Source organism: Bacillus proteolyticus (assembly GCF_001884065.1).
GTDB lineage: Bacteria > Bacillota > Bacilli > Bacillales > Bacillaceae_G > Bacillus_A > Bacillus_A proteolyticus.
In genome coordinates this window covers 90,225-115,502 of record NZ_MACH01000003.1, presented here as the reverse complement: position 1 = coordinate 115,502, position 25,278 = coordinate 90,225, and the positions used below count along the sequence as shown (strand labels likewise).

22 protein-coding genes and 1 riboswitch are annotated in these 25,278 nt (G+C 37.4%); of the genes, 12 read left to right on the top strand and 10 right to left on the bottom strand.

From position 1 onward, the window contains the following. Both BAQ49_RS01545 and speD read left to right on the top strand, forming a co-directional pair. Positions 1 to 1,112, top strand: a 1,112-nt coding sequence (locus tag BAQ49_RS01545) for a polyamine aminopropyltransferase (RefSeq protein ID WP_071743928.1), incomplete at its 5' end; no start/stop codon positions are given. Between the two features lie 18 nt (positions 1,113 to 1,130). After that, positions 1,131 to 1,502 carry an adenosylmethionine decarboxylase gene (gene speD, locus BAQ49_RS01540; RefSeq protein ID WP_071743927.1) on the top strand — a complete coding sequence of 124 codons (372 nt, stop codon included), beginning with the start codon at positions 1,131 to 1,133 and terminating at the stop codon, positions 1,500 to 1,502. A gap of 352 nt (positions 1,503 to 1,854) precedes the next feature. Here the strand turns inward: speD and BAQ49_RS01530 are convergent, their stop codons facing one another. The 3 genes from BAQ49_RS01530 to BAQ49_RS01520 are packed head-to-tail and all read right to left on the bottom strand — an operon-like array spanning position 1,855 to position 3,800. Continuing rightward, complete coding sequence (locus BAQ49_RS01530; protein WP_000379630.1) at positions 1,855 to 2,172, bottom strand: PTS sugar transporter subunit IIA; 318 nt, start codon at positions 2,170 to 2,172, stop codon at positions 1,855 to 1,857. Positions 2,173 to 2,181: 9 nt separating this feature from the next. Beyond that, positions 2,182 to 3,483 carry a PTS cellobiose transporter subunit IIC gene (celB, locus tag BAQ49_RS01525; RefSeq protein ID WP_071743926.1) on the bottom strand — a complete coding sequence of 434 codons (1,302 nt, stop codon included), beginning with the start codon at positions 3,481 to 3,483 and terminating at the stop codon, positions 2,182 to 2,184. Positions 3,484 to 3,497: 14 nt separating this feature from the next. Continuing rightward, on the bottom strand, positions 3,498 to 3,800 hold the full coding sequence (locus BAQ49_RS01520; protein WP_071743925.1) for a PTS sugar transporter subunit IIB: 303 nt from the start codon (positions 3,798 to 3,800) through the stop codon (positions 3,498 to 3,500). A gap of 225 nt (positions 3,801 to 4,025) precedes the next feature. Between BAQ49_RS01520 and BAQ49_RS01515 the strand changes: the two genes are divergently transcribed. The 3 genes from BAQ49_RS01515 (at position 4,026) to BAQ49_RS01505 (ending at position 7,051) form a co-directional block, all read left to right on the top strand. Further along, on the top strand, positions 4,026 to 5,243 hold the full coding sequence (locus tag BAQ49_RS01515; RefSeq protein ID WP_000649358.1) for a dicarboxylate/amino acid:cation symporter: 1,218 nt from the start codon (positions 4,026 to 4,028) through the stop codon (positions 5,241 to 5,243). A gap of 228 nt (positions 5,244 to 5,471) precedes the next feature. Continuing rightward, positions 5,472 to 6,629, top strand: a complete 1,158-nt coding sequence (locus BAQ49_RS01510) for an acyltransferase (protein WP_071743924.1) — start codon at positions 5,472 to 5,474, stop codon at positions 6,627 to 6,629. Between the two features lie 41 nt (positions 6,630 to 6,670). Beyond that, a complete protein-coding gene (locus tag BAQ49_RS01505) occupies positions 6,671 to 7,051 on the top strand; it encodes a VOC family protein (protein WP_071743923.1) in 381 nt (126 codons plus the stop codon). Between the two features lie 39 nt (positions 7,052 to 7,090). Here BAQ49_RS01505 and BAQ49_RS01500 read toward each other — a convergent pair whose 3' ends face one another. Then, positions 7,091 to 9,091 (bottom strand): YhgE/Pip domain-containing protein, encoded by a 2,001-nt coding sequence (locus tag BAQ49_RS01500; protein ID WP_071743922.1) that lies wholly within the window; start codon positions 9,089 to 9,091, stop codon positions 7,091 to 7,093. Between the two features lie 135 nt (positions 9,092 to 9,226). Here BAQ49_RS01500 and BAQ49_RS01495 point away from each other — a divergent pair, with 135 nt between their 5' ends. After that, the gene (locus BAQ49_RS01495) at positions 9,227 to 10,111 is read left to right on the top strand and encodes a LysR family transcriptional regulator (protein ID WP_071743921.1); all 885 of its coding nucleotides are present in this window, start codon (positions 9,227 to 9,229) and stop codon (positions 10,109 to 10,111) included. A 66-nt stretch (positions 10,112 to 10,177) separates the two neighbouring features. On the opposite strand, the gene BAQ49_RS01490 is transcribed toward BAQ49_RS01495, so the two are convergent. Beyond that, entirely contained in the window at positions 10,178 to 11,263 is a 1,086-nt protein-coding gene (locus BAQ49_RS01490; RefSeq protein WP_071743920.1) for a transcriptional regulator, read from the bottom strand. A 90-nt stretch (positions 11,264 to 11,353) separates the two neighbouring features. Continuing rightward, on the bottom strand, positions 11,354 to 11,503 hold the full coding sequence (locus BAQ49_RS32700) for a hypothetical protein (protein WP_000283176.1): 150 nt from the start codon (positions 11,501 to 11,503) through the stop codon (positions 11,354 to 11,356). A gap of 268 nt (positions 11,504 to 11,771) precedes the next feature. Here BAQ49_RS32700 and cydA point away from each other — a divergent pair, with 268 nt between their 5' ends. The 3 genes from cydA (at position 11,772) to BAQ49_RS01470 (ending at position 15,724) form a co-directional block, all read left to right on the top strand. Next, complete coding sequence (cydA, locus tag BAQ49_RS01480) at positions 11,772 to 13,127, top strand: cytochrome ubiquinol oxidase subunit I (RefSeq protein ID WP_071743919.1); 1,356 nt, start codon at positions 11,772 to 11,774, stop codon at positions 13,125 to 13,127. Then, positions 13,120 to 14,145 carry a cytochrome d ubiquinol oxidase subunit II gene (locus tag BAQ49_RS01475; RefSeq protein WP_000544179.1) on the top strand — a complete coding sequence of 342 codons (1,026 nt, stop codon included), beginning with the start codon at positions 13,120 to 13,122 and terminating at the stop codon, positions 14,143 to 14,145. Before cydA ends, BAQ49_RS01475 begins: the two co-directional genes overlap by 8 nt. A 220-nt stretch (positions 14,146 to 14,365) precedes the next feature. After that, positions 14,366 to 15,724, top strand: coding sequence for an arsenic transporter (locus BAQ49_RS01470; protein WP_071743918.1), 1,359 nt, complete (start codon positions 14,366 to 14,368; stop codon positions 15,722 to 15,724). 101 nt (positions 15,725 to 15,825) lie between these two features. Here the strand turns inward: BAQ49_RS01470 and thiC are convergent, their stop codons facing one another. Both thiC and lldP read right to left on the bottom strand, forming a co-directional pair. Further along, positions 15,826 to 17,586 (bottom strand): phosphomethylpyrimidine synthase ThiC, encoded by a 1,761-nt coding sequence (thiC, locus tag BAQ49_RS01465; RefSeq protein ID WP_071743917.1) that lies wholly within the window; start codon positions 17,584 to 17,586, stop codon positions 15,826 to 15,828. Positions 17,587 to 17,699: 113 nt separating this feature from the next. After that, a riboswitch (TPP riboswitch) is annotated at positions 17,700 to 17,815 on the bottom strand. Between the two features lie 71 nt (positions 17,816 to 17,886). Further along, positions 17,887 to 19,545: an L-lactate permease gene (gene lldP, locus BAQ49_RS01460; RefSeq protein ID WP_071743916.1), complete on the bottom strand. Its 1,659-nt coding sequence runs from the start codon at positions 19,543 to 19,545 to the stop codon at positions 17,887 to 17,889. 285 nt (positions 19,546 to 19,830) lie between these two features. Here lldP and BAQ49_RS01455 point away from each other — a divergent pair, with 285 nt between their 5' ends. After that, on the top strand, positions 19,831 to 20,148 hold the full coding sequence (locus BAQ49_RS01455) for a magnetosome magnetite crystal formation protein family (protein ID WP_071743915.1): 318 nt from the start codon (positions 19,831 to 19,833) through the stop codon (positions 20,146 to 20,148). Positions 20,149 to 20,311: 163 nt separating this feature from the next. On the opposite strand, the gene BAQ49_RS01450 is transcribed toward BAQ49_RS01455, so the two are convergent. Both BAQ49_RS01450 and BAQ49_RS01445 read right to left on the bottom strand, forming a co-directional pair. Beyond that, positions 20,312 to 20,803, bottom strand: coding sequence for a metal-binding protein (locus tag BAQ49_RS01450; protein ID WP_071743914.1), 492 nt, complete (start codon positions 20,801 to 20,803; stop codon positions 20,312 to 20,314). Between the two features lie 50 nt (positions 20,804 to 20,853). Further along, positions 20,854 to 21,219: a YkvA family protein gene (locus tag BAQ49_RS01445; RefSeq protein WP_000810366.1), complete on the bottom strand. Its 366-nt coding sequence runs from the start codon at positions 21,217 to 21,219 to the stop codon at positions 20,854 to 20,856. 547 nt (positions 21,220 to 21,766) lie between these two features. Between BAQ49_RS01445 and BAQ49_RS01440 the strand changes: the two genes are divergently transcribed. After that, positions 21,767 to 23,695 carry an LTA synthase family protein gene (locus tag BAQ49_RS01440; RefSeq protein WP_071743913.1) on the top strand — a complete coding sequence of 643 codons (1,929 nt, stop codon included), beginning with the start codon at positions 21,767 to 21,769 and terminating at the stop codon, positions 23,693 to 23,695. A gap of 566 nt (positions 23,696 to 24,261) precedes the next feature. Next, positions 24,262 to 25,146, top strand: coding sequence for a D-amino-acid transaminase (locus BAQ49_RS01435; RefSeq protein WP_071743912.1), 885 nt, complete (start codon positions 24,262 to 24,264; stop codon positions 25,144 to 25,146). Positions 25,147 to 25,278 lie beyond the last annotated feature (132 nt).

Below are 25,278 nucleotides of genomic sequence, written 5' to 3'. Positions count from 1 at the left end.
AAGATAAACAGGACAAACAGGACAAACAAGATAAACAGGACAAACAAGATAAACAGGACAAACAGGACAAACAGGACAAACAGGACAAACAGGACAAACAAGATAAACAGGACAAACAAGATAAACAGGACAAACAAGATAAACAGGACAAACAGGATAAACAAGACAAACAGGATAAGCAAGTACAATCGGAAAATGTAATGATAGTACCCACAGATTCGCACAGCTTAGATATATGGGATGAAATTTCGCTAAAAGAAATACAAGCTGGCGAACATACAAGTTTACTTGAAAAAAAAAGTAATTATCAAAACATTAATTTACTCCAAGTAAGCGACATTCGTCTATATTTGGATAAGCAACTACAATTTAGTTCCGTCGATGAGCAAATCTATCATGAAGCACTTGTTCATCCAATTATGTCAAAAGTAATAGATCCAAAACGCGTTCTCATCTTAGGCGGTGGCGATGGTCTTGCTTTAAGAGAGGTTTTAAAATATGAAACGGTTACCCATGTAGACCTCGTCGACTTAGACGAAGAAATGATTACGATGGCTCGCAATGTTCCAGAATTAGTTTCTTTAAACCAACGTGCATTTTTTGATGATCGTGCAAATGTACATGTATGTGACGCGAAAGAATTTCTGAAATCTCCTTCCTCTTTATATGATGTAATTATTATTGATTTTCCTGATCCAGCGACAGAGGTGCTAAGCACTTTATATACAAGTGAACTTTTTGCCCTTATAGCTACATTCCTAACTGAAGATGGAGCATTTGTCTGCCAATCTAATTCACCTGCTGATGCACCTCTTGTATATTGGAGCATCGGTAATACAATTGAAAATGCCGGATTAATTGTAAAAAGCTATCATACAATTGTTCCTTCTTTCGGAACTGACTGGGGATTTCATATTGCTGCTAACTCCTCGCTTGTACTCAATCAAATCGAACAATTTTACGTAGTACCATCCCCTCGAACATTGCCTTCTCTTCTTACTCCTTTATTTCAATTTAAAGAAGAACAGTTAGAGCACCGTAATAATGCCGTTTTAAATTTAGAATCTGATCTTACCCTACATCATTGCTATCAAATAGAAATGGAGTTTTAACAAGGAGGCTACAAATATATGAACTATTCTACATTTGGGCGTCATATAATAGTAGATTTATGGGGCGTAGATTTTTCTCTATTAAATGATATTCATTTTTTAGAGCATCATTTAATTGCTGCTGCGAATCGCTCTGGTGCTCACGTTTTAAATGTAAGTAACAAAGAATTCCACCCATATGGAGTGACGGTATTAATTTTATTATCAGAAAGCCATCTCTCTATTCACACTTATCCTGAAAAGGAATTTGCAGCCATTGATTGTTATACTTGCGGCACATCTGTTGATCCTCAAAAAGCCATTGATTCTATAATAAGCGTTTTAAAACCAGACCGTATGCATATAAAAAAATTAATTCGTGGTGTAGGAGAATTTGTTACTATCGATTAGTTATCACCCCCATTTATCCATGAAAAAGGAGGCTTGTTAATATAAAAATACCATCAGTGGAAATTATAACACTCCACTGATGGTAAGCACACATACATAGTTTATTCACCCCGCTATTCGCCGGGCAGTAAAACCCCCACTGATTAAAGTTTCACTTTATCTTAATTGATGATTTAATTTTGCTATTTTTCGTTTCCAATATAAAGTCATCATAAACCATATAATGAAGCTCACTTTACCCTTTCATTTTTACATAAACCTGGAAATAACACATGCAATCCTGCGTAAGTGGCCCTCTTATTGTCATAACTGTCTCTTTTAAAAACATAAAAAAACCTTGCATAAGCAAGGTTCATTCAGCTACTGACATCTTCCTATATAATTCTACAAACTCACTCGCCAATTCCTTCACTGTAATTGCGTTCATTAAATGATCTTGTGCATGCACCATCAGCAGGGTAACTTCGGTTTTTTCCCCGGCAGCCTCTTTCTGTATGAGCTCTGTTTGTAAGCGGTGCGCCTCTTGCAGTTCATTTAAAGCTTCTTGTAGTTTCGCTTCTGCTTCCTGAAATTCACCGCGCTTTGCGCAATCAATTGCTTCCATTGAACAGCTTCTCGCATTACCACCATGCAAAATCAAGTGAAAAGCTTTCGTCTCTATCGTATCCATTTTAGTTCTTTACTCCCCCTTTTCTTCCGCTACTTTTTGGTTATCCCATATTTTTAAGAATGGAAAATAAATAAGAAATGCAAGTGCAAAGTTAACGACCTGCAAAACAACCCCTGAAATTTTTCCGCCTGATCCTAAATATCCACTAAAAAGAATAGGTGTAGTCCAAGGTACAGCAGCTCCGCTCGGACGTGCAACCCATCCCCATTCCATTGCAAAATAAGAAACAACCGTTAACACGACTGGCACCAATATAAATGGAATAAGTAAAAGTGGGTTCATTACAATCGGCATACCGAAAGTCACCATTTCATTAATATTAAAAATACCTGGCGCAATCGATAATCGTCCGATACTTTTTAATTGCTGACTTCGTGCAAATAATAACATTCCTACAACTAAAGCAAGTGTTGCACCAGAACCGCCCATATAAATCCATAAGTCAAAGAACTGTGCAGTAATCGTATTCGGTACGTCTTGCCCAGCCTGAAAAGCAATTCGATTTTGGTCCATTAACGACAACCAAATCGGACTCATTACACCACCAACAATTGCAGCTCCATGAATTCCACACGCCCAAAGTACATGGACAATGATAACTGCGATTACCGCACCCCAAAGGCTAGCCCCAAGTACACTAAGAGGCTCCTGTAAAAGCTTTCCTATAACATTATGGATGCTACCGAAAGTCGTATGTTCAAAAATTAATCTAATGATCCAAACAACCGTCACAACAATAAAGCCTGGAATAAGCGCAGCAAATGAACGCGTTACTGCTGGCGGAACTGTCTCTGGCATCTTTATAATCATCTTTTTCTGTACAACAAATCGATAAATTTCAGTAGATATAATTGCAATAATCATCGCTACAAACAACCCTTGACTTCCCATTAACGCAGCTGGTATTGCTCCATCTATCAGTATACTTTCTTTCGTACTTGGTACGATATATGCAACTTGAAATGGCGTTGCAAGTAAAAATGTCACAAGTGATAATGCACCAGATGCTAACGAATCTACTTTATAGTATTCACCCAATCTGTAAGCGATTCCAAAAACAGCTATCAAAGACATTATATTAAAAGTAGCCCCCACTGGGTACCCTAATGCTACATTCCAATTCTTTCCGAAGATTCCTGCCATAAAATCATTATACCCGGGTATCGGAAGAGCACTAATAATTAGAAAAAAAGATCCAATAATCAAGAAAGGCATCGTTAAAACAATTCCATCACGAATCGCTTGCAAATGTCTCTGTTCTGCAACCTTTCCTGCCACTGGCATCACATATTTCTCTAAAAACCGTATCATCTATCCCACTCTCCTCATGGTTTCATTGACAAAGCTGCTTGTAAGATAGCTTCTCCATTACAAAGCCCGTAATGGACGGATTGAATTACATCAACAGGTATTCCCTTCTCTTTACATAATTCTTTCATTTTCGGTAATAAATAGCGCACTTGCGGCCCAAGTAAAAGTACATCTGCATCATCAATATGATTTCGTACTTCTGAACCTGATACAGCCCAAATCTTTACCTCTATCCCCTTTGCCCCTGCTGCTTTCTCCATTTTTGTAACTATCAAACTGGAAGACATTCCCGCTGCACAGCAAAGTAAAATATTCATCTCGCTTCCCTCCCCCTTTTTCTACACCTAATTTATGGTGCAGCCCTTGCCACCACTAGGTTACAAATATATATGTCTAGATTTCTAACTGTATGCCGAGCTTAAAAATAAAAATTTCTTGGTTTTCACGCTATTCCATCTATCGTATTTTCCTAGTAAAGACGTCTCTAACTCGCTATAATGATTCAGTATGATTTTTTTTATAATCGATAGGAGGGTTTATTTATGAAGGCATATCGCTTTCCACTTATTTTATTATCTTCTATCCTAATTGGTGGTTTCATTGGTTATTTCATGGGTGCCGATGCAGTTGCTTTAAAGCCGCTTGGTGACATTTTCTTAAACTTAATGTTTACGATTGTTGTACCTTTAGTATTCTTTAGCATCGCGTCATCTATTGCTAATATGGATGGATTAAAACGTTTCGGTAAAATTATGTCTAGTATGGCTGGAACTTTCTTATTTACAAGTATTTTAGCTGCTATTTTTATGATTATTATCGTGAAAGTATTCCCGCCAGCACAAGGTGTTGTATTAGAACTAACACAGCCTGATAAAGCTGAAAAAGCAGTTAGTGTTGCGGATCAAATCGTCGGTATCTTAACAGTATCTGACTTCTCGAAGTTACTATCTCGTGAAAATATGTTAGCCCTTATTTTCTTCTCTATCTTAATGGGGATTGCAACTTCAGCAGTTGGTGAAAAAGGTAAACCGTTCGCTACATTCCTACAAGCTGGTGCAGAAATTTCAATGAAAGTCGTATCTTTCATTATGTACTACGCTCCAATCGGACTTGCTGCTTACTTCGCAGCATTAGTTGGTGAATTCGGGCCACAACTTCTTGGAACTTACTTCCGAGCAGCAATGGTATACTATCCTGCATCTCTAATTTACTTCTTTGTATTCTTTACGTTCTATGCATACCTTGCAGGTCGCAAGCAAGGTGTTCAAATATTTTGGAAGAACATGGTCTCTCCTACAGTTACATCACTTGCAACTTGTAGTAGCGCCGCAAGTATTCCAGCGAACTTAGAAGCAACGAAGAAAATGGGTATTTCTTCAGACGTTCGTGAAACAGTTGTCCTTCTTGGGTCTACACTTCATAAAGACGGATCTGTTTTAGGCGGCGTACTAAAAATTGCTTTCTTATTCGGTATTTTCAACATGGAATTCGAAGGACCGAAAACATTGGCAATCGCACTTGTCGTTTCTCTATTAGTAGGAACTGTAATGGGTGCTATTCCAGGCGGCGGTATGATTGGTGAAATGTTAATCGTTTCTCTATACGGATTCCCGCCAGAAGCATTGCCGATTATCGCGGCAATTAGTACAATTATTGATCCTCCTGCAACGATGTTAAACGTAACAGCAGATAACGCTTGTGCCGTAATGACAGCTCGCCTTGTAGAAGGTAAAAACTGGATCAAAAATAAATTTGCTTAATATATAGAAAGAGGGTGCTCGTTTGGAGCATCCTCTTTTTGTCGTTATTTGTCAGTGAATCAATATATTTGGAAAATCGTTGATACATTTCAAGTTACGATAGATAGATTAGCAAAAACGTTAATATAATCCCATTCCGCCACAAATTTGTTATAATCTTCACAAATATTCCACACCTATCATCCATTCTCCGTACTATAATCATGTATGGAAAAGGAGATGGACACAATGACACAAAGCGCACCAGAATTTAAAGTTTTGCAAAGCATTGCATTTCTTGCTGTCGTTTTGCAAAGTTCCTTATTATATACAATGAATCAAGGAAATGTTTTACTCGAGCAATCCCTCATTATGGGCATGCTATTTAATCTTGCAAAATTTTCAGCACCTGCATTCATATTTATCGTCGGCTTCCATTTAATTCGGCTATATACGAAGCAACTCGTTTACAGAGAATATATTTATGAAAAAGCCGCACATTTACTCATTCCTTATTTCTTCTGGTCTATTCTTTATCTATTAACAACAAACGATGTCATTACACTACAAGACGGAATAAAAAGTTTATTACTCGGAACGGCTGCACCTCATCTTTGGTACGTTATTATGATGTTCCAAATTCACTTATTGTTCCCTTTACTATGCACACTATTTTATTGGTTTCAAAAACGAACAGAAAATAAAAAAGACATCTACAAATATATGACCATTTTCGCTTGCCTATATTTCCTTTTAATGTGGTACTCTTCTCACTACATTTTTAATGGAGAGAAATTGACGAGCTCAACCATTTTACATTATACAGATCGTTCCTTCTTCTTCTACTCATTCTATTTCGTCATGGGAGGAATAGCTGCTGTAGCATTAAAAACTTGGCGTTTATTCGTCATGAAACATATCCCGCTTATAACAATCTTATTCTTTATTTTATTTTTATTTATCAATTATGAGTTATTTAGTTTTTACGGCGTGAACTCTATTCATTTAACTGTTTCTACTTACTTAAAACCATCTATGTTTCTATATATCGTATGCGAAATTATCATACTATACGTGCTATCTATTACAATTGTACAGCGACGCGGTTTCTTATATAAAGCTTTACGATTTATCGGAAATTACACGTATGGTGCTTATTTAGCTCATTTTTTCTTCTTACAACTATGTACAAAATTTCTTTCTTTATTCACATTGCAAGAAAACACAATATTATATAGCCTATTATTATTTATACTAACAGCCACAATCTCTATTTCAGCAATGGTCATTTGCAGCATACTACCCTTTCATACTTGGATTACAGGGCCTTCCCCTACGACAAATATGAAATGGGCTAAGATTGCCATTCGGAAGAATCATGAAAAAGTATTTAAACCATATATTTGATATAATAATACCTATATAAAAAAAGAAAGCAGGCGACACCTATGATTACTCAAATCGGACAAATTATGTTATATGTAAATAACCAAGATGAATCAGTGCAATTCTGGACAGAAACAGTAGGATTCCAAATCGTTGCGGAAGAAAATAACGGACAAGGATTTCGCTGGATTGAAATTGCGCCGGCAAAAGAAGCTGGGACAAGCATCATCCTTCACGATAAAGCGTTAATTGCGAAGATGCAGCCTGAATTAAATCTTAATACACCTTCACTTATGTTCTTCTCAAATGACTTAGACCGTCTATATAAAGACCTATCTGAGAAAAACGTTACAGTTGGACAAGTTGTAGATTTACCTACTGGTAGAGCATTCAATTTTGCTGATAATGAAAATAATTACTTTGCGGTTATGGAAAAAAAATAAGAAAAAGCTATCCGGAAAAATCGGATAGCTTCTTTTATTTTAAGAAACTTGTTCTGCACTTTTTTCTCTATGCTGTATATGACTCGTGATCCAAGCAATCCCTCCAGCAACAACGAGGTAGCATAACAATATTAAAATTTGCATTTGTAATTGCGACCAATCTCCTAAAGAGATAACATCTTGTAATCCTCTAAGGGAATGAGACATTGGGAGAAACTGTCCAATTTTGCTAAGAACAGCTACGTTTAATTCTCCTGGGAAAGTCCCCCCACTCGTCGCTAATTGCAGGACAAGGAGCGTTACCGCTGCGAACTTCCCAACAAGACCAAATACCGTTACTAACATAAGAATAAACGTCATGAACGTAAAGGGAATAACAATACTTGATAAAACAAAGAGTGGCACACTGGCAACTTCTAATTTCATAACGCCTAGCACAACTACATCTACAAGTAGCGCTTGAATAAGTCCAATTAAATATACCAATCCTAGTTTATTAACAAAGTGTACCGTTCCACTTACCTTCATATTTTGTCTACGGCCAAGCGGTAAAATATTCGATGCCATAATTCCGCCAACATAAAATGCAAGTGATAAGAAATATGGTGCAATACCTGAACCGTAGTTAGGCACGTCAGAAACTGTTGACTTCACTAATTGAACTGGTTCTGCAAACATCGTATTGCGTGCATCATCATTGCGAACATCTGCTATCTTCTCTGCGCCCTCTCCCAATTTCGTGGAGAGTTCTTTCGCACCCTCGTCAAGTTTAACAAGTCCGTTCGTTAACTTCTCAGCACCGTTATTTAGCTCCGTTCCACCACTCGCAAGCTGATTTACACCTTCTTGTAGAGAAGTAAATCCATTCCCCCACTTCGCAAATCCATCAGCTAAATTCGAAGTGCCATCTGCTATCTTTTTCGTTCCAGCAATAGCTTCACTTAACTTAACTCCGAATGTATTCATGCCTTCTTCAACCTTATGCTGACCGTCAGCAAGCTTCTTCGCGCCTTGTGTCAATTGTTGTTGGCTATTATTCAAAGTATTTGTTGCTTTAGCTAATCCATTAGAAGTAGCAACGATTTTTTGAAAAGCAGGATCTTGCTGTGCTTCTGGATGACTTTTCATGTACTCCTCTAATTGCTTCTTCATACTACTTGCCGCATCATCCGCTTTTACTTGTCCCTCAGCAAGTTTCTCACTTCCGTTCACCCATTCATTTGTACCGGCACTTAATTCACTAACTCCTGATTGTAAAGTTTTTTCACCTTGCGCTAGTAACTCCATACCACTATGAAGTGATGTCGCTCCTTGACTAAGCTCATTTGCTCCCCCTGTTAACGCCGATTGGCTAGAGGCAAGCTTACCACTTCCTTCTTCCAACTTCACTGTCCCGTCACTTAAACGATTAATACCATCTGCAAGCTGATTCGCCCCATTTTTCGCATCCGTCGTTCCTTCATGTAACTTCCCAGCACCGTTACTTGCATCACTCAACCCTTGTGCCAAATCTTGAAACTTTGAAAAGACACCTTCTGTATAAGATTTCGTAATACTATTTGAGATTTTTGTTTTCATATTTTCAACAGCTGTCGTTCCAATTTGAGCTGCTACAAAGTTTTTACCCGGATTTACTTTGTACTGCAACTTTGCCGGCTCTGGTTTCTCATCCATAAGTGTACTTACCTTTTTAGAGAAATCCTCTGGAATCGTAACAACCATATAATACTTATCTTCTTTTAGCCCTTCATCAGCATTTTTTTCTGATACGAAATGAAAAGCCAGTTCCTTATTCTCTTTTAAATTTTTAACAAAATCGTCTCCTGCATGAATTGTTTTTTCATCCATCGCAGCACCCTTATCTAGGTTCACAACTGCAACAGGTAATTTATCTAATCGTCCGTATGGATCCCAATATCCAGCTATGAAAAATCCTGAATAAATTAAAGGAACGATTAACAAAAAAATTAAAGCGATACGTCCATGTTTATGGTTCCACATCGCCTTCCAATCTTTAAATATAAGTTGAATTCCCTTCATAAAACATACTCCTTCTCCTAATTTAACACCCTTCGAATGGTTTAACAGATTCACTATACACGTCACTTTCCATACTGTATAATACATCTTTAATTATAAATTCATTCCTTTTGGTCTATAGAAAGGAGATTCGAAATGGAACTTCTTCAATTAAAATACTTTCAGACAGTCGCACGACTAGAACATATGACAAAAGCAGCTGAAGAATTGCATATCGCGCAGCCTTCACTCAGCAAAACAATTGCTAGACTAGAAAAGGACTTAGGCGTCCCATTATTTGATCGCCAAGGTCGACAGATTACATTAAACTCTTTCGGAAAAGTATTTTTAAAACGAGTAGAACGTATTCTTCATGAATTAAGTGAAGGAGAACGAGAAATTAAAGATTTAGCTGAATTACAACAAGGCTCTATTACACTTGCAGTTTCTATTCCGAGAATATTACCCGAGCTACTCGGTTCTTTTTTACTAGAACATCCTAATGTTCGATTCCAGCAATTTCTCGCATCTACTCCTTCTATGAAAAGACAACTAGATAATATGGAAATCGACTTTTGTATCTCATCTGTGCCAATTGAAGGAGAGGAAATAGTTTGGGAACCACTTATCACAGAAGAAATTTTCTTAGTCGTTCCTTCAGGCCATCGGTTATCAAACCGTGAAAGTATTCATCTACATGAAGTAAAAGACGAACCGTTCATTAGTATGAACACTGGTTACGGATTTCGGCACTTAACAGATGAATTTTGTAAAGAAGCTGGTTTCACTCCGCATATCGCTTTTGAAGTAGATGAACCAACCGTGATTAGCGACCTCATTAAGCAAGGTCTTGGCATCGCATTTGTTCCAAGCTTAACTTTATTAAAAAACTCTACTTTAGCACCAAATAAGTTACGTATTATTGAACCTAATTGCGAGCGGACCATTGGCTTAAGTTGGTCGAAGAATCGTTACTTATCAAAAACTGCCCAGCAATTTCGTGAATTCGTGATTGATTACTTCTCCAATATTAGGGCGTAAAATTATATCGCTTTACAAACAAATAACGACACAAATAGAAGGTGCCACCCTATAGGATGGCACCTTCTATCTCTTGCTCTTCTCTAATTCCATTTCAGCTAAAAGTGGTAATACATTATCGAAAATATGTGTATTATTATTCTCACCTGTTACATATCCACCATAATATCTACTAAATACATTATCATTTCGGAATGTAGTCATCCGGTCATACAATTCCTTCGCAAACTTTGTATCACCTGTTTGTAATACGTACAAAATTGTTAATCCATAAGATGCTGGTGATTCATAGTTTACAGTTTGTTTTCCCGTTTCTAGGTTATAACGACCGTATAACTTTCCGTCCTCATGAATTTTTTTCTTTATAAATTCCAAATAAGCATCTGATGAAAGACCACCTAAGCTACGATGATACGCAACGTAGGATTGATCAATAAGATTCACTTCTTTATCGTATATAAATGTACCATCTTCTTTATACTCTTTCGGAAACGCCCAACCCTCTCTCGGATAATCTGCTAAAAACTGAACTACTTCCTGATACTGCTGTACAGAAATTCTTCCGTACTTTTTCATATACGAGAATGCATGAGGATTTATGTAAGATGTTGTTGTAAATTTATTTTGTTTACCTGCATCTGCATCATAATAATCCACGTAATAATTATCTTTTTTATTATAACGAAGTACAGCATTGCTCAATTGATCAGCAAGGTTTTTATAGCGCTCTTCCTTATATATTTCATAAGCACGATATAATTGTTCAATAATACGAAGATCATCTATAAGTGCATTGGTGGCTGACTGCATTTCTCCCTTTTCAGAGATTTTCCATACAACGATGTGATCCTTATGTACAAAATTATTTTGAATAACCTTTACTTGTTCATCGAATAGCAACTGATCATCTTTATCAAGCGTATATTGTAACCATAGTCCTGCCGATTCTGATAAAGCTTCACGGCCCTTCGCCTCACCTGTTCCTGCCTTTGTATCTGCTAAACGGTAGGTTGCAAGTGTTCCATTTTCATTTACCATATGCCTTAAAATAAAATGCTCCGTACGGTTTCCTTGTAAAGCTGACCAAAATACAATTCCGCCTAAAGCGATTAACAGAATAACCCCAATCCCTATATATAAACGTTTTCGCAAACTTTTCACCTCTTTAGTAAGGCTAACCTTAATTTTATCAGAACATACGCGAATATAAAAAAGACAATCCTTTAGATTGTCTTTTTCGCATTACCCCTCACAAACCTCTTTAGAAGGTCTATATAGCGATTCCACAAGTCGATCATATTCACGACGCGTAATTTCTTTATTATATAACTTTAATAATAAATCTCTATGCTCTTTTGAAAATGCCATCTTTTTAATGACTTCAGGATACATAAGACACCCTCTCCATTTCACATAAACTTCTTCATTTCATAAACGTAACACGCTGAATCAGAACTTATGTTCGCATAAAAGATTATAAAATATTCTTCTTTAAAAAACAAACAAAATATTACCTAATATACATTTCTTTCTTTTTCGAATATTCAAAACTATATTAACACATTCTCTTTTTTTAATGCATATATATTTTTGGCATTTTATTGAATAAATCTTCCAATTCAATCAGAAAATAATGGCAAAAAAGAAGAGGAGTATACATATGGATACCGTAACATTAGCAAGAGCATTTTTTGGTTCTTCACTAGCATTCCACATTATCTTTGCAACACTTGGAGTCGGGCTTTCATTGATGATTTTTATAAGTGAAATACTCTATCACTGGAAGAAAGATTCCGACTATGCCATTATGGCAAAAAGATGGACGAAGGCTTTTGCTATCCTTCTCGGTGTAGCAATTCCAACTGGAACAATTGTTGGTGTACAAATTTCACTTCTTTGGCCTGGTTTCGCTAAAATTGTTGGCCAAGTTATTTCCGTTCCGTTTCAAATTGAGATTTTCGCCTTCTTTTTAGAGGCTTTATTCATGTCTATTTATGTATATGCAGCTGATAAATTACCTCCATTTATGAGGTTAATCTCGTTATTTTTCGTTATGATTGGCGCCACTGCATCCGCCGTGCTTATTACATCAGCAAACACATGGATGAATACACCTGCGGGCTTTTCAATGGGACCAGATGGCTCAGTTTTTAACGTTGATCCGTGGAAAGCTTTCTTTAATCCAAGCTTTGGCACAAGTGCATTCCACGTCGTTATTACAGCTTATGCAGCCGGAGCAGCCGTCATCGCTTCCATCGCTGGATTTAAATTATTAAAGAAAAATTTAAGTGCGCGTGAAATTGCTTATCATAAAAAAGGATTACTGTTAGGGCTTGTCGTTACATTTATCACAGGTGCTACGATGTGGATTTCAGGACACGAATCAGCTATTGCCTTACATAAACATTCACCTGAAAAACTAGCATCTGCTGAAGCTTTGTTTGAAACGACATCACACGCCCCTTTATCGATTGGCGGGGTTGTGGATCCTAATACACTTGAACTAAACTATGCACTCGAAATTCCGAACATGCTCAGCTTACTAGTAGGACTCGATCCTAGCACTGTTGTAAAAGGGCTAAATGAATTTCCACAAGAAACGTGGCCACCATTTTATACACATACACTTTTCAATTTAATGGTCGGAGCTGCTGCCTTTACCTTTGCTGTCGCAGCTGTGGCTCTCTTATATTGGTACTTTGTTTATCGAAAAAAAGGGGCGGAGTTACCGAAGTGGCTTCTTTGGGGCACTGCAGCATGCGGACCAGTTATGATGCTCGGTATTGAATTTGGATGGATTTTCAGTTGTAGTGGTCGTCAACCATGGACAATTTATGGCATGCAACGCACAATAGATGCTTCTACACGCGCTGATTTCGTCGGACCTTTATTTGTTCTATTCATCATTTTATATATCGGACTCGCTATTTTAACAGTCTTTGTACTACGGACATTCTTTAAGAAACATCCGTTAAAGAATGACTTACATCACCAAGGAGGCGATTCTCGTGCATGAGGAAAGCATTGCAATCATCATCTTATGGGCTCTTATTTTCGTATATAGCATACTAGGGTCCATTGATTTTGGAGCTGGTTTTTGGGGCATGGTATACGCTAAACATCCGACGCTCGCTGCGAAGCTTGCTAATCGGTACTTATCACCAACTTGGGAAGTAACAAATACGTTTCTTGTCTTTGTCGTTGTCGCTTTTCTCGGTTTCTTTCCAAAAGCGGCCTTTACCCTTGCAACCGTTATGTTTGTACCTGTTATGTTAATTTTAGTACTCGTTGCGATTCGCAGTACATTTATGGTATTTGCTTACTCCCTGCCGAAGTACCAACACCTTCTTCGGATTATTTCAGGTATTACTGGGCTCTTAATCCCAGCTCTATTAATTACCGTTCTACCGGTTACAGAAGGTGCCTATATTACGATGTCTGAAGGAAAAGAAGTGCTCCTTTACGGAAAACTTCTTTCTAGTCCTGTTATTTATTGTTATATGCTCTTTGGACTAACTTCGGAACTATTTCTATCATCTCTCTTTCTTGCTGATTTTGCGAGAGAACAAGGTTCAGAAGATGCATATAGAATTTATAGAAGAAATGCCATCATACTTGGTCCAGCAACGCTCGTTACTGCTATTATCGCTCTCGTTGTAATGGACCCTGAAACACACTGGCTTATGCAAGGATTAATAAAGCAATTCCCATGGTTTACAGTCTCTATCGTTTTATTTGTTATCGGGTATTCCTCCCTTTGGTGGACAAATAAGAAGTATGGCACACTAGGATTTCCTCGCATTGCAGTTTTAGCTGTCGTCGCTCAATATGCATTTGCAAGCTACGCTTACGGCGTCGCCCATTTACCGTATATCATTTACCCGGACGTAACTGTATTTACAAGCTTTACGACGGTCGAAACATTCTATGCACTTCTTATTCTTTACGCAATCGGAATTGCAATTTTACTACCCGGATTCATTTTCTTCTGGAATTTATTCTTGAAGGATCGAACTTTTTTGAAGGAAAAATAATAAATGAGGGGCATTCGTACATAGAATGCCCCTCATTTATTAGACGTCTATCTTAATAGTTATTACACTACCACTTATACTTGTCCTATAGCTCCAAAAACACATATTCACTCCATCCCATTATATGTCTAGTTCCTCTTATTCCCTGCTGAATATACTATCAATATAAACTTGAGACAAACTACATCTGTTCAAGGAAAAATAGAAAGGTAGGCAGAATATGAGCATTGAAATATGGATTACTATTATTGTATTCTTCTTAACGATGATTGTTATTTTTTGGCGACCTCGTGGTTTAAATGAGGCGTGGCCGGCAGCAATTGGCGCTGGCATTATCTTGATTACTGGACTTGTATCAAAACCAGACGTCATGGACATTATCAGTAAAATTGGCGGTGCCTCCATAACAATATTAGCGACCATCGTTATGGCGGTTATATTAGAAAGCTTCGGCTTCTTCCACTGGTCCGCAGCGAAACTTGCAAATTTAGCAAAGGGCTCCGGTCACCGTTTATACTGGTATATTCAATTACTTTGTTTTCTTATGACTCTTTTATTCAATAACGACGGTAGTATTTTAATTACAACACCAATCCTAATTTTACTACTAAGAAACCTTAAATTAAAACCTCATCAACAAATCCCTTATTTATTAAGCGGTGCTTTAATTGCCACTGCATCTAGTGCACCAATTGGTGTAAGTAATATCGTAAACTTAATCGCATTAAATATTGTTCATATGACTCTTTATATGCATACAGCTATGATGTTTGTACCTGCAACATTAGGATTATTATTTATGTCATGGCTCATGTATACAGTTTTAAAGAAAAAACTTCCGAAAAAATTACCTGTTTCTTCATATGATATCGAAGAAATTTTCTTCACGAAAAACTTCCATCCGTTAAAAGGAAAAAATTCTGTTGATACAAAACAAAAACGTACAAAATTCATGTTAAAAGTATTAGGCTTCGTCTTCCTTATGCGCTGTCTTCTATTCGTTGCATCCTTCTTATCGATTCCAATCGAAATTGTTGCCGTACTCGGTTCACTCGTTCTTCTCATCTGGAGATGGTACTACTTACGAACAAACCCAGTCGATATTTTGAAAAAAACACCGTGGCACATTTTAATTTTCGCTTTCTCTATGTATGTAATTATTTACGGGCTTCACAACGCAGGGTTAACAACGGCACTTGTAAATTGGCTTGAGCCAGTTGTAAGTCAGCATCTACTCTATGCTAGCTTTGCAATGGGTGGGCTTGTATCTATCCTCTCTAACATATTCAATAATCACCCTGCACTTATGATTGGTACCATTACGTTAACGGAAATGGGCCTAGATCCAGTCACATTAAAAACTATCTATCTCGCAAATATCATTGGTAGTGACATCGGTTCACTATTATTACCAATCGGTACGCTAGCTTCCCTCATTTGGATGTATATCCTAAGACAAAATAAAATTAAAGTGAAATGGAAAGATTATTTAAGCGTATCTCTCATCGTAATCCCACTCACAACAGCCGTCACATTATTCCTCTTATACTACTGGGTACAATTATTCTTCGCCTTATAGACAATAGAAGCCCCCTTTGCTACCGTCTTAGCAAAGGAGGCTTCTTCTATAATTAAGTTAGGTACTACAATGTGATCAATCAAGTAAAGAGGTGTAACGTGTTATTGGTATAAATGACTACCAGTGTCTTTAAATTCTTTCGCTTTCTCTTTCATACCTTTTTCAATTGCTTCTGTCGTTTCTAAATCATTTTCTTTCGCATATTCACGAATATCATGCGAAATTCTCATACTACAAAACTTCGGTCCACACATCGAACAGAAATGAGCTGTTTTCGCTCCTTCTGCTGGCAACGTTTCATCGTGATACTCCATCGCGCGCTCAGGATCTAAAGATAAATTAAATTGATCGCGCCAGCGGAATTCAAATCGTGCTTTCGAAAGTGCATCATCACGCTGATGAGCCGTTTTATGCCCTTTCGCAAGATCAGCTGCATGTGCAGCGATTTTGTACGTAATAACACCTTCGCGAACATCATCTTTATTCGGTAAACCTAAATGTTCTTTCGGTGTTACATAACAAAGCATCGCCGTTCCAAACCAGCCAATCATCGCAGCACCAATCGCTGATGTAATATGGTCATAACCTGGTGCAATATCTGTCGTTAACGGCCCAAGTGTGTAGAACGGCGCACCCTGACAAATATCAAGTTCTTTCTCCATATTTTCTTTAATTAAATGCATCGGTACATGCCCAGGTCCTTCAATCATAACTTGCACATCATGTTTCCAAGCAATTTTCGTTAATTCACCAAGTGTCTCAAGCTCAGAGAACTGCGCTTCATCATTTGCATCTGCAATCGACCCTGGACGTAATCCATCTCCAAGAGAGAACGAAACATCGTACTGCTTCATAATTTCACAAATCTCTTCAAAATGAGTATATAGGAAGTTTTCTTTATGATGGAATAAACACCATTGTGCCATAATCGAACCACCACGAGAAACGATACCTGTCGTACGCTTTGCAGTAATTGGAATGTAACGAAGTAATACACCAGCGTGAATCGTAAAGTAATCCACGCCTTGCTCCGCTTGCTCAATTAACGTGTCACGATACACTTCCCACGTTAAATCCTCTGCTATTCCATTTACCTTTTCAAGCGCTTGATAAATCGGCACTGTTCCAACTGGTACCGGAGCATTACGAATAATCCACTCACGCGTCGTATGAATATTTTTACCTGTAGATAAATCCATAATCGTATCTGCACCCCAGCGTGTTGCCCACGTCATCTTCTCTACTTCTTCTGCAATAGAAGAAGATACGGCAGAGTTTCCAATATTCGCATTTACCTTCACATGGAAATTACGTCCGATAATCATCGGTTCTGCTTCCGGATGGTTAATATTCGCTGGTAAAATCGCGCGACCTTCCGCAATTTCCTTACGAACAAATTCAGGCTCTACCCCTTCACGAATCGCAACATATTCCATCTCAGACGTAATAATACCATTACGCGCATAATGCATTTGCGAAACATTTGCACCTTGCTTCGCCCTAAGCGGCTTGCGATCCATTTGCGGGAAAACAGGTGTATGTTTTGAAGCCACCTTGACACCGTCATCCTCTGGTTTTACTTCGCGCCCTTCGTATGCCTCTACATCCTCGCGCTCCATGATCCAAGAATGGCGCGGCGTTGGAATCCCCTTTTCCAGCTCCACTTTATACGCAGGATCTGTGTAAGGGCCACTCGTATCATACACACGAATCGGCTTGTTTGGAACACCATTTGTATCGCTTTGTTCAATCTCACGCATCGGCACTTTCATACCTTCACGTGGTCCATCCACATATACTTTCTTACTTCCTGGTAAACTCGATTTCAATTCAATTTGCTCAGCTGAAACAGATTGTTTCATAACCTTTGTTGCCCCCCTGTTCGTGACAAGGACGAGATATGGCCAGCGCATGCCAAAATAAAAAGAGCCAGGTCCATAAAAAAATAAGGACCTGGCTCATAAAAGGCATCATTATGTAAAGCCGTTAACTTCCCTACGCTGGTACGAGCCAGATCAGGTCCAAAGGGTTAAGAAGTTCACGCGCTTCTCTCTCAGCCTACGCATACGTTAGGCACCCCTAGTTTATCACTGATTTAATTTTCAATACTTTCCCATCATACACGATAATCTGAAAAATGCAAAGTCTATTTCTTTTGCTGTTTAAGGAATCATCCAAGTTAAGTAATAAGCCTGTACATAAGTCATAATCCCAACAATAATTACGAAGAATAAACTATGCTTCACTGTAAAGCGGAACAGATCTGATTCTTTCCCAGCAAGACCAACTGCCGCACAAGCGATTGCAATCGATTGCGGAGAAATCATTTTACCTGTTACACCGCCCGTTGTATTTGCTGCAACGAGAAGCACTTCAGGCACGCCAATTTGCTGTGCTGTAATTGCTTGTAAATTCGAGAACAGTGCGTTCGCTGACGTATCTGATCCTGTTAAGAATACGCCGATCCAGCCTAGGAATGGTGAGAAGAACGGGAATAACCCGCCAGTTCCTGCTAGTGCTAACGCTAATGTAGAAGATAAACCCGAATAGTTTGCGATAAATGCGAATCCTAATACGAATCCGATAGATAGAATTGGCATTTTTAGTTCGTTTAACGTTTCTTTAAATGTTGCTACTGCATCTTTTGCACTCATTTTTAAAATAAAGATAGAAATGATACATGCAATTAAAATCGCTGTTCCAGTTGCTGATAAAATATCTAATTTCAGGACTGCTTCATAAGGCGTTGGCTTATTTACTATCGGCTCTGCTTTCATTACTAAATTGTGCAATCCTGGAATTTCAAACTTAACTACAAGGCTTTCTAAAGCCCCTCCTGGAGCGAATAACGCCTTAAAGAAACTTTGGCTCCAAATCACAACCATCACCGTTAAAATAATGAACGGAGACCATGCTTTTACTACTTTTCCTACTGTTAGTTTCGGCATAGATGTCGCAGCCGTTGCTGCTACTTCACTATTTGCTTGTTTAGACTGATAGATTTCTTTCGGCTGCCAAACTTTTAAGAAGAGCGATAAACTTACTAAACTTACAAGTGCCGATGTAATATCCGGAAGTTCTGGCCCTAAGAATGTCGCTGTAATAAACTGCGTAATTGCAAATGAACTACCCGCTACAAATAGAGCAGGCCATGTTTGTCTTATCCCTTTAAATCCATCCATTAAAAATACGATAAAGAACGGAACAAATAATGATAAGAACGGTAATTGATGTCCAGCCATTTGTCCGATTTTATGCGGATCAATACCAGTTACTTGTCCAGCTACTGTAATCGGAATTCCCATCGCTCCGAATGCTACTGGTGCAGTATTTGCGATCAAACAAAGACCAGCCGCATATAAAGGATTTAAGCCAAGACCTGCAAGAAGCGCTGCCGTAATCGCTACTGGTGCACCAAATCCTGCTGCTCCTTCTAAAAATGCTCCAAATGAAAAACCGATCAAAATAACAAGTAAACGATGGTCATTCGTAATTGATAATACAGATGCACGAATAACATCAAATTGACCTGTTTTCACGGAAATTTTATATAAAAATACTGACATAATAATAATCCACGCAATTGGCCATAATCCGTATAAGAAACCGTATCCGGTCGCTGCCATTGCCATTGTGAATGGCATTTTATAAGCGAATAAAGCCACTAAAATTGTAAGTACAACTGTAATAAATCCTGCCACATACCCCTTCATGCGGAAAACTGCTAAAGCTAAGAAAAAAAAGATAATCGGAATAAGTGCGACCGCTGCAGAAACCCAAATATTCCCGAACGGATCATAAACTTGTGTCCATGTGTTCATTGTTCTCTCCCCCTCAATAATCCCCTTTTAAATAAACATAACCCCATCAATAGACTATCAGGTCATCATACCTTTAAGTCTAAAATAAAAAACGTTTAAGAAAACGTTTTCATTAATTTTATCACAACAATTTTCATTTAAAAAGATTTTTTTGAAAATTTTATCATTTAAAACAGAAATCTTACAAAAGAGTCACGTTCTTGTAATGTTAATCGATAGGAAGCTCGCCAAATTTACTGCATACTAAAGGTATAAACAACGGACATTACTTATGAGGTGATATATATGAACGGAAACAAAATATTAGCAGCTTTATCATACTTTAGTGTACTATTCGCGCCTATCTTATTCCCTATTATCGTGTGGATTGTAGGCGATTCGGAAACAAAACCACATGCAAAACGTGCTCTATGGACACATATCATTCCAAGCATCGCTTCATTTATTGGATTAGTTATTTTAGGAATTATGGGCATCGGATCTGATCAGCCAGATGTAACTCTTGGAATCGGAGCAATGATTGTTCTATGTATTTGCGGAATCATTAGCTTATACTACTTCATTTGGAATATCGTAAAAGGTGTTAAAGTACTGAAAGCTTAACTTTAAACAAACGTTTGATTAAAAAGAAACTGTCGCATGATGATAAATGAAATTTTATTAGCGATTCGACAAGGAATATCGACTTAACTACAAAATGCGACAAGCATAACCTTACCTATTAATAAGAAAAAACCGTCCCAAAATACCTTTTGGGACGGTTTCTTTATCTTCTGCGTTTCTTCTTTTTTCTCATCATTTTCTTTCGGCGTGTGTTCACTTTATCCGCTATAATGTGGAGCGTACTCGCCACTACAATGCCCATTACGAACGTTACAATTTCAACCTCATATTTCTTCGCAATTTCTATTAAATTCCCATCGAGTGCGATTACATTTAATAGGAATAAAAACGGAGAAAATACGATTAACATGTATGCGATACGAATAATATCACCAATTATAATCGTATGTGTGAAGAAGGAACGATGGGGCATTACGCTCCTATATGGATACCAAAAAATACGGAGTAACCCCCATTTATTATACGCATTACTATACGTATCTAAATCAGGTGTTAAAAATGAAGTACCTACTAAAAATCCGATTGCAAAAGTTAATAAAAAATCAAAATTTGTTAATCCATACGAAAAGAGCATAAACAAAACAACCGGAAGGGATATTAAGTTTATTTTCGTATGCGTTCTTCCTGATGGCATAATGCACTTCCTCGCTTACGTTCGCCCTGTCACTCTATGACAGTTCTCACCTATTGATCTAATTTCTGATCGATAAATGATGTGTCTATATCCGAACCAAACCATTCTGCCAACTTCACTCGTGCCTTATCTTTCACATCTTCATTAACGTATAACGACGCTTGTAATAATGCAGCCGTTAACGCCCCTAAATCATCCGTATAACCAACTCCAGCAATGAAATCTGGAATGGCATCAATCGGTGCAATGAAATAAGCAAGTGCTCCAATTACAATAATTTTCACTCGTTTTGGAACATCAGGTCTTTGCAAAACGTAAAACAACAATAAACTCGCATAAATTACCGACTGCCCTGCCTGCTTCGCAACATGTTTTATTTTTTTCCAAAACGCTTCAACTGAAAATTTTTGTTTCATTTAAAAGCCTCCCTATTTTTCAAAAAAAATAAGCTACAATATGTTATCAGTAAAAGTTCATCAAAATTACACATAATCTATCAATGAAATTTCATTGTAACAAACAAAACCAAGAAGAACAAGTGTTCGTTGATTTTTCTGCATTTTCCTTCATATAATAGTTTTCTAGACACCGATTTTAAAGTTTCTATTCCATATTTCTCAACCAAAAAACTTTCAATTTCACTTAACATTCTTTTCTATTTTTGTTATATTTTCTAGTTGACGGGTATATAAACGAATGTTAAAGTTTTCTCTGGTAGTGACAAATCACATACAAAAAATGTAAAATGTTATAGTGTTTCTCAGAAATGAATTTTGTTGTATAATACAGAAATGACGTTATGCTTATGAGCAGCAAAAGAAACCAGAAAAGGGTATGCATAGTTAAAGTCGTATATGGGTGAATATAGAAGCTCTAATTATGGCAAAAGAAACTATGTATTTTTTATTTTAACATTTTTCGCTCCAAAATCGACCAAGCCTGATAGAGAAAGGGTGGAAATGAATGAAAGAAACCTTGAAATCACAATTTCAAAATGTGCGTTTCACTTTATTCGTAGCTTTGGCCGTATGGCTAAAAACCTACATCATTACACGCACTAGCTTTGATTTAAAACTTGAATCTTTCATGCAAGAATTCATTTTATTCATTAGTCCATTAGCAGCATCATTACTGTTTGTGGGACTTGCGTTATTTGCAAAAGGTAAAAAACGTAACTATATAGCACTAGGAATTAACTTTATCTTAACGTTCATTCTCGTTGGTAACGTAATGTTCTACGGATTCTACAATGACTTCGTTACTTTACCAGTACTAGGACAAACGTCTAATTTCGGAAGTTTAGGTTCTAGTGTGAAAGAATTATTTAACTACAAAATCATCCTTGCATTTGCGGATATTATCGTATTCTTCGTTCTATTGAAGAAGAAGAAAAATTTTGCACCGACAGAGCGTGTAGCACGTCCGATGCGTTCCCTATACTTCGTGTCAACAATTGCTATTTTCTTCGTAAACCTAGGATTTGCAGAAGCTGAGCGTCCAGAACTATTAACACGTTCATTCGACCGCGTTATGCTTGTTAAAAACTTAGGATTATATGTACACCAAGCATACGATCTTGGCTTACAAGCAAAATCAAGTTCGCAAAAAGCATTTGCCGACGGTAGTAAGTTACAAGAAACAGAAAACTATGTAAAAACAACACAAAGTAAACCAGATCCAAATATGTTCGGTACTGCAAAAGGGAAAAACGTAATTGTTGTCTCTCTTGAGTCATTACAAACATTCTTAATTGGTGCAACAGTTAACGGACAAGAAGTTACACCATTCTTAAACCAATTTGCGAAAGAAAGTTATTACTTCGATAACTTCTTCCATCAAACTGGTCAAGGGAAAACATCTGATGCTGAGTTCTTAGTAGATACTTCGTTATATCCGCTAGACCGTGGCGCTGTATTCTTCACACACGGTAACAACGAATATACAGCAACTCCAGAAATTTTACGTCAGCAAGGGTACCACACATCGGTATTCCACGCAAACAACGCAACATTCTGGAACCGTAACATTATGTATCCGGCACTTGGTTATGATCGTTACTACAACGAGCTTGACTACAAGATTACGCCAGAAACAAAATTAAACTGGGGATTAAAAGATATCGAATACTTTGATCAGTCTATCGATATGTTAAAAGAAGTGAAGCAACCATTCTATACTCGCTTCCTTACTTTAACAAACCATTACCCATTCACTTATGATGACAGTACGAAATTAATCGACGAATACAATTCAGGTGATGGCGTATTTGACCGTTACATGGTAACTGCTCGTTATTTAGACGAAGCAATGAAACACTTTATTGAGCGTCTAAAAGCTGAAGGCATCTACGACAACTCTGTGATCGTATTCTACGGTGACCATTATGGTATTTCTGAAAACCATAACCGTGCAATGGCACAGTTCTTAGGAAAAGAAGAAATTACTGCATTTGACCATATGAACTTACAAAAAACACCGATGTTTATTCACGTTCCAGGTCAAAAAGAAGGTAAAACAATTTCAAAACCAACTGGTGAAATTGACATTAAACCAACTATTCTAAACTTACTTGGTGTAGATTCTACGGATCAAATTCAATTCGGTCACGACGTATTCTCACCAGACAATAAAGGATTCGTTGTTCTTCGTGACGGTAGTTTCATTACGGATAAGTACATGTACACGAACAGTACATTCTACGACCGTAACACTGGTGAAGTTGTACAATTACCGAAAGAAGAATCTCAACCACTAATTGATCGTGCCCAAAATGAATTGAACATGTCAGACAAACTCATTGAAGGTGACTTACTTCGCTTCTCTGAAAGTAACAAGATTAAAACTGGTGAAGTAAAAACAGCTATTAAAGAAGAAAAGAAGAGCGCTGAGTAATCTCAGCCTCTTTTTTTATTTTCTGCTATCCTTCCTCTCCTATTCAATAACTTTAAAATTACATAACCTTCACCGAATATTTACACTACATTAATGAAGTATCTTTATAATAAAATATGCAAACGAGGTTTCACATATTTCTTATCTCTCATCTGTAATAAGATCCCTTAGAGGAATATGTGCACCATTTGTTTTCAACTTTCTTATGATTGTCTTACTAAAACTTTTAATAAGACAATGTCCCTACGAAAGATAGCTACCCTCCTTGTGCAGCATTCAATACGAATGTTGCTTTTTTTATTTCAAAAAGCAGGATTCTCATTTACTATTTTCGAATTTGTATATACAAAATGCTATAAAGTGAAACTTTAATCAGTGGGGGGGTGTTCATCTCCCACTTAACTTCTTTGCTCCAGCCGAATTTTGAGGTGGGAGTTTTACTGCCCGTTAACGCGGGGTAAATCACCACTACTTCTCTATAATTTATAAATACATATACGTCATATGAAGAGAATTGCTCACATAAAAATAACTAGAGTGCTTTTTATTCATGTACTAACGAAAGGATGGGACGAAAATTGGCATACGAAAAATTTGTACTATGGAATGATGCAGTTATTGATACAACAAAACATAGCGCGTACATAGAACTTGAAGAAAGAGGCTTGCAGTTTGGAGATGGTGTCTATGAAGTTATTCGCCTATATAAAGGGAACTTTCACTTATTAGATCCGCATATCACAAGGTTATATCGCTCCATGGAAGAAATAGAATTATCACTTCCTTTCTCAAAAGCAGAGCTTATTATCCTACTTTACAAACTAATTGAAAGTAATAATTTCCACGAAGATGGTACTATTTATTTGCAAGTATCTCGTGGTGTACAAGCCCGTACCCATACATTCTCATATGACGTCCCTCCGACAATCTATGCCTATATTACAAAGAAGGAAAGACCAGCTTTGTGGATTGAATATGGTGTACGTGCTATATCAGAACCAGATACGCGCTGGCTACGCTGTGATATCAAATCTTTAAATTTATTACCCAATGTATTAGCTGCTACGAAAGCTGAACGCAAAGGTTGTAAAGAAGCACTTTTCGTACGAAACGGTACTGTAACTGAGGGGAGCTGTTCTAATTTCTTTCTCATAAAAAATGGAACTCTTTACACACATCCAGCCAATCACCTTATTTTAAATGGCATTATTCGTCAATATGTCCTTTCCTTAGCGAAAACCCTTCGCATTCCTGTACAAGAAGAACTGTTCAGCATTCGCGATGTTTATCAAGCAGATGAATGCTTCTTTACGGGAACGACTATTGAAATTTTACCGATGACCCATCTCGATGGAACTGCGATTCAAGATGGGCAAGTTGGGCCTATTACAAAATTACTACAAAGTTCATTTTCTCAAAGCCTTTTAAAATCTAACAGCACATCTTACTAAATACGAATAATCTTCTCATTTTCTACATCAAATATATGTATTCAAATGGAAATCAAGGTGTAGATTTATACCTTGATTTTTTCTTGTAATCTTTTTGTCATATTCAGATTCCCGCATAAGTCTTGACAGTAA